The sequence below is a fragment of the Bacillus cereus group sp. N12 genome, from assembly GCF_016483575.1.
In the GTDB taxonomy this organism is placed as follows: Bacteria; Bacillota; Bacilli; order Bacillales; family Bacillaceae_G; genus Bacillus_A; species Bacillus_A toyonensis.
Genome location: NZ_JAEHBO010000170.1, coordinates 1 through 2,427, shown reverse-complemented (window position 1 = coordinate 2,427; position 2,427 = coordinate 1). Strand labels below are relative to the sequence as shown.

Genomic DNA, 2,427 nt, shown 5'->3' with positions numbered 1-2,427 from the left:
GTTGGGACCTTGTCCCTGTGAGAGTAGGACGTCGCCAAGCAAGCTTAAGACGAGTCAGAATGACTCGTCTTTTTTGTGTTTTATAACTTCTTTTCAATGCCAAATACTACCTGGATTTTAAAGAACTCCCTATTCTTTTAAGATTTTTGGTTACATATCTATATAAGTTCTATTCTGTTTCTTTCGTGATTTTTAATATGTAATTTAAGATTTTCTATTTTATTTCTTATAGATAAGATTCACCGGTATGTTAAAATAGTACAGTTGTTTTTGAGGTACGTTAACATAAGAGATTTAATTTGGAAAAAGGAGATAATATGAAAAAGATAGGTATGATTACTATAGTAGTTTTAGTGCTTCTAACAATCGCGTATATGTTAGTTGGGAATTATTTTTATAACTACGCATTGAATGCGAAACAAGAAAAAGAATTTTTGCAAGATAACCCTCATTTGGCGGAAACAGTGAATGCATCGGGAGATGTATTGGCTACGAATGAAAAAGAGAATGCGGATTTTGTATCGAAATATAAACCGAACACATTAACTATACGTTCTTTCGATAAGCTGAATTTAAAAGGTTATGAATATATGAATGAATCATCTAGCCATAAATGGGCAATTGTAGTTCATGGATATAATGGCAGAGCATCAGAAATGACGAAATATATTCGGAACTTTTATGAACGAGGCTATAATGTCATAGCACCAGACCTTCGTGGACATGGAAATAGTGAAGGGGATTATGTTGGTATGGGCTGGCATGATCGTAAAGATGTCCTACTGTGGATTCAACAAATTTTAAAGAAAGATCCTAATGCTGAAATAGCTCTATATGGTATTTCTATGGGTGGAGCAACTGTAATGATGACTTCAGGCGAAGATTTACCTTCAAACGTTAAAGTTATTATTGAAGATTGCGGATATTCAACTGTTAGTGATGAATTTACGTATCAACTAAAAGATTTATTCCACTTACCGAAGTTTCCTGTTATGAATGCGGCCAATACAGTTACTAAATTGAGGGCGGGATATGATTTAGAAGAGGCTTCAGCTGTGAAACAAGTTGAGAGAAGTAAAACACCTATGCTATTTATCCATGGGAATGCTGATACATTTGTTCCTTTTGAAATGCTAGATCAGGTGTATAATGCTGCAAAAGTAGAAAAAGAGAAGTTAATTGTTCCAGGTGCCGGGCATGGGGAAGCGGAGAAAGTAGATTCAAATAAATATTGGAATACTGTATGGAAATTCGTAGAGAAGTATATTCCGGCATAATTAAAGTTGTTTCATTTTTATAGACGATAATCGGAGGGGAATAGTCTGCCCTTTTGATTATCGTTTTTTTCTAATTAGGTATTCTGCTATAAGTATATTTTTGTATGTACTATAGAAGAAAATAGAGCAAAAACTTTTGAATTCCTTAATCTCAGTGCTACAATGATTGAAAACTAAGTTTTAAAGAGGTGTTAATATGAAAATTGAAGTATGGTCAGATTTTGTATGTCCATTTTGCTATATTGGGAAGCGTAGATTAGAGATGGCTTTAGAGCAATTTCCGCATAAGAAGGATGTTGAAGTTGAGTTTAAAAGTTTTGAGCTAGATCCGAATACTCCCGTTTACTCTGGAACGAGTATTAATGAAGTGCTTGCATCAAAGTATGGGATTAGTATTGAAGAAGCTAAGCGTAATAATGTACAACTAGGAAATCATGCAGCTAGTATGGGTTTAAGTTTTAATTTTGATGAGATGAAGCCAACGAACACTTTTGATGCGCATCGTCTAGCGAAGTTTGCGAAGGATCAAGGGAAGGAAAAGGAGATTACAGAAAATCTTCTTTTTGCATATTTTACTGAATCAAAGAACTTGAGTGATGTGGATACGCTAGCTACTATCGCTGAAGCTTCAGGTTTAGATAAGCAAGAAGCTTTACATGTTATTAATGATAAAAATGCGTATGCCAATGATGTTAGAATTGATGAGGCGGTTGCTCAGCAATATCAAATTTCGGGAGTACCTTATTTTATTATTAATCAGAAGTATGCTATTTCAGGTGCGCAACCACTTGAAACTTTTGTTGGTGCACTTCAGCAAGTTTGGGAAGAAGAGAATCCTGCACCGCAGTTACAGGAACTTTCAGCAGATGGTGGAAGCGATCTTTCTTGTACTGATGGAAGTTGTTCAGTGCCGTCAAAAGAACAATAGTCTTTATTATTGGATAGCAACCCATAGAGAGTTTTATGGGTTGCTTGTATATGACTATAGAAGAAATATGTAAATGAAATTTATAAAATATAAAGTTTTTTAAAAAACGTATTGACGATTGTATAAATGGAGTGTAATATAGAACAAGTCGCCGATGCAATAACGCAGAAAACGACAAACGAAATAAAAAACTTAGTTGACATCAATTAACGAAAATGTTAA

General features: G+C 34.4%; 2 protein-coding genes. Both read left to right on the top strand.

The window, feature by feature from the left end; all coding sequences use genetic code 11:
• Positions 1–317 precede the first annotated feature (317 nt).
• Positions 318–1,277, top strand: coding sequence for an alpha/beta hydrolase (locus JDS92_RS29910; RefSeq protein WP_199633027.1), 960 nt, complete (start codon positions 318–320; stop codon positions 1,275–1,277).
• 196 nt (positions 1,278–1,473) lie between these two features.
• On the top strand, positions 1,474–2,205 hold the full coding sequence (locus tag JDS92_RS29905) for a DsbA family oxidoreductase (RefSeq protein WP_199633026.1): 732 nt from the start codon (positions 1,474–1,476) through the stop codon (positions 2,203–2,205).
• The last annotated feature ends 222 nt before the right edge of the window (positions 2,206–2,427 follow it).